This window comes from Endozoicomonas sp. (assembly GCF_031844845.1).
GTDB lineage: Bacteria > Pseudomonadota > Gammaproteobacteria > Pseudomonadales > Endozoicomonadaceae > Endozoicomonas.
The window spans coordinates 1-3,276 of the sequence record NZ_JAVRMB020000230.1; the positions used below are offsets into that span (position 1 = coordinate 1).

At 47.5% G+C, this 3,276-nt stretch carries 2 protein-coding genes, 1 other RNA gene and 1 pseudogene; 3 read left to right on the forward strand and 1 reads right to left on the reverse strand.

Features of this window, described 5'->3' with window-relative positions:
- Positions 1–393, forward strand: a pseudogene (locus tag RM811_RS12100) (hypothetical protein); the annotation flags it as partial.
- Positions 394–795: 402 nt separating this feature from the next.
- Here the strand turns inward: RM811_RS12100 and RM811_RS12105 are convergent.
- Entirely contained in the window at positions 796–1,854 is a 1,059-nt protein-coding gene (locus RM811_RS12105) for an aldose epimerase family protein (protein ID WP_402524518.1), read from the reverse strand.
- Between the two features lie 260 nt (positions 1,855–2,114).
- Here RM811_RS12105 and RM811_RS12110 point away from each other — a divergent pair, with 260 nt between their 5' ends.
- Positions 2,115–2,879 (forward strand): class II aldolase/adducin family protein, encoded by a 765-nt coding sequence (locus RM811_RS12110; RefSeq protein WP_402524520.1) that lies wholly within the window; start codon positions 2,115–2,117, stop codon positions 2,877–2,879.
- A 73-nt stretch (positions 2,880–2,952) separates the two neighbouring features.
- Positions 2,953–3,276, forward strand: a transfer-messenger RNA (tmRNA) gene (gene ssrA, locus RM811_RS12115); the annotation flags it as partial.

The window sequence follows — 3,276 nt, forward strand, 5'->3', positions numbered from 1 at the left end:
AACACTTGGGTTACTGATATTAAAATAACCATAGAAAACGTGACAAAAATCATGCGAGGAGCACGCGCCAAGTGGAAAATTGAGAATGAAACGTTTAACACACTGAAAACACAAGAATACAACCTGGAACACAACTACGGACACGGCAAGAAGCATCTGGCGACAAACTTTGCCAGTTTGACATTTGCCGCTTTTCTTATTGATCAGATAGAGCAGCTCGCTTGTCCTCTTTTTCAAAAAGCGTTGTCGGCAGCGAAATCAAAAAAATCGCTCTGGCATGGGATAAGAGGGCTGTTTGACTGGTTTCTTATAGACTCCTGGACTGAACTGTTAACAGCAATAATCGCAGGAAAGAGTATCAGCCTGAAAACGCTTATGCTGGATACAACATAGACTCTCAATATTCTTGTGTTTTCAGTGTTCGGTGTGTCTACAAAGTAATCTGGAACTCAGTCTTAATACGGAGTGGGATAATTCATCCATAAATATTATGCCTGGTTAATACAAAACTATACGACTTTAGGCGTATAGTTATCGGGAATTACTGTCCCTTAGTATGGGGATGGGTTGTATCTTTGAGTCTTTTTTGGTTTTAGGATTAGTTAGAAAGGGGTCTGATAAAAAGGGAGACTACAAATGTCCGTCATCATACTTGAAGCCTTTAAAATATATTTTATAAAGCAGTGAATAAACAACTGGCGGCAAAATCAGCGCGAATACCGTGGCAAAGCCCAGCCCAGCCCAGCATGATTTCAGGGCGGCCACTCCGGCCACTCCGGCCTGAACAAGCATTAATTACATTGCACCAAAACGGAAAACCGTTTTTTCCTGATAAGTTTCACCCGGATTCAGCTGGGTTGATGGAAACTCTGGCCTGTTGGGTGAATCCGGGAAGTGCTGGGTTTCCAGGCAGAAACCAGCCCGTATGCCATATTGGCCACCTCTCCGTGCGGGTTCTCCTTCCAGATAATTGCCTGTGTAAAACTGAACACCGGGCTGGGTGGAGAATACTTCCAGGGTTCGGCCACTTTCTGGCTCTTCTACCCGTGCGACAGGCTTCAGGGGGTTTTTACTATCCCTCTCTGTCCAGATTACCCAGTTGTGGTCATATCCCCTGGCCTGCTTCAGCTGGATAAAATCCTGACCAATATCACGGCCTATGGGCTTCATGGTGGTAAAGTCCATGGGCGTATTGATGACAGACTCAATCTCGCCATAGGGAATGGACGTTTCATCTGTGGGGGTGAACTGGCTGCAGTGGAGTTGCAGCTGGTGGCTCAGGCAGTCATCACTGCCATTAAGGTTAAAGTAGGCATGGTTGGTCAGGTTGACCACGGTGGTTGCATCAGTGGTCGCCTGATAGTCGATGCCCAGTTCGTTCTGGTTATTCAGGGTATAGTTAACGTTAACCTTGAGCTTGCCTGGGTAACCTTCTTCACCATCGTCTGAATCGTAATAAAGAGACAGCGTGCAAAGGTTGTCTTTGGTCTGGTGCTCAGCCCGCCAGAGATGATGATCAAAGCCCAGCTTGCCGCCATGCAGATGATTTGGGGCATTGTTACAGGCTAACTGAAACCGCTCACCATTCAGTTGCAACTCGCCTCTGGCAATGCGGTTGGCATAACGGCCGACAATCGCACCACAATAAGCACCTGAGCGCTCGTAATCGGCCACCGAGTCGCAGCCCAGGGTTACTTCAGACACATTGCCTGTACGATCTGGCACCTGAATACTCTGGATGATTCCACCCAGGGTCAGAATGGTCACTTCCATTCCTTTCTGGTTACAGAGCCGGAAGGCATAAACCGGTTCACCGGAGCGAGTGGCTCCAAATACTTCCTGAAAAATCTTCATAAACACGCCATTGCCCGGGAAAACAAAACCTCAGTTTTTATAACCTCAGTTTTTATAAAAGGGGAGTCACGCTGAGATACGTAAAGAAAAATTAATGTAGCCTGTGGTATCACCAAAGATAGCTATAGTATCCAGAGCCTGTATATCAAGTCACTGTCGGGTGTCATGGTCGTGGTTTTTCAGAGAGTATTTTGCAATCAGTGGGTAAAAAATAGTAAGGAGGGCGTGCATGCTTCTTAATGGTTATGGGGCAACGGGACATGGCATTATCAAATGTTCAGATAAACAACGGATTTAATGAAAGTGAGTGGGAACTTCGGTTAGATCTTGCCGCCTGTTATCGTTTGATGGCGCTCTTCGGCTGGGATGACCTGATATATACCCACATTACCTGCCGATTGCCCGAAGCATCTTCGCACTTCCTGATCAATCCCTATGGCATGATGTTTGATGAGATCACTGCATCGAGCCTGATCAAAATTGATCTGGCTGGAAATAAGGTGGAACACTCAGAGTGGCCTGTAAACCCGGCAGGCTTTGTTATCCACAGTGCAATTCATGAAGTGAGAGAGGATATCCGCTGTGTACTCCATGCCCATACTGTGGCAACGATAGCTGTCTCTACTCTGGAGTGTGGACTGTTGCCGTTGAGTCAGCATGCAACGCTGTTATTTCAGGGGATAGGTTATCACGACTATGAAGGGATATCGGTTGATAAGGATGAGCGTCAAAGCCTGCAGAAGGATATGGGTAAGAATAATGTGATGTTCCTGCGGAATCATGGTGTGCTGGTGGCAGGGGCTACGATTTCAGAGGCTTTTCATAATTTCTACGTTTTACAGAAAGCCTGTGAAATTCAGGTTCAGGCAATGGGGTGCAATGCGCCAATGGTCAGTGTTAAGCCTGAAGTGATTGCTGTGGTCATGGATCAGTACCGGCAGGCCAATCTGGGGAAGGGGGCTCAGCTGGAATGGCCCGGACTGCTTCGCCGACTGGACAGGATTGATCCTTCATGGCGTGAATAAAAGGCTGATATCACCATTAATTATCCCATGGCTATTGCTACATCGGGCTCAGTGCTCTATAAATATTGATTCCGGGGGCGATTCGGATTCGACGACGGTATCGAACCCTTAGGTGCATGCCGAGGACGTAGTGGTTCTCGTTAATCAAAACACTACAAACCTATTAGTTGCCAATATGACAACTACCGAAAGCGCAAATGACTCAGACTTCGGTCTGCGTATGACTGCTTAATCGTAGCTAAACCCTACGAGCTTTCCAGTCTAACCGGCTCGTTTGCTGGCTGGTATTCAGACTGTCACCGTAAGCAAACTCGCCACGCTCAGCAGGTCTCTGGCTGACGGGCTAAAACTTGTGGGAATCGCGCTGCGGAACCCCGACCACTGGGTCGCTGCGGTG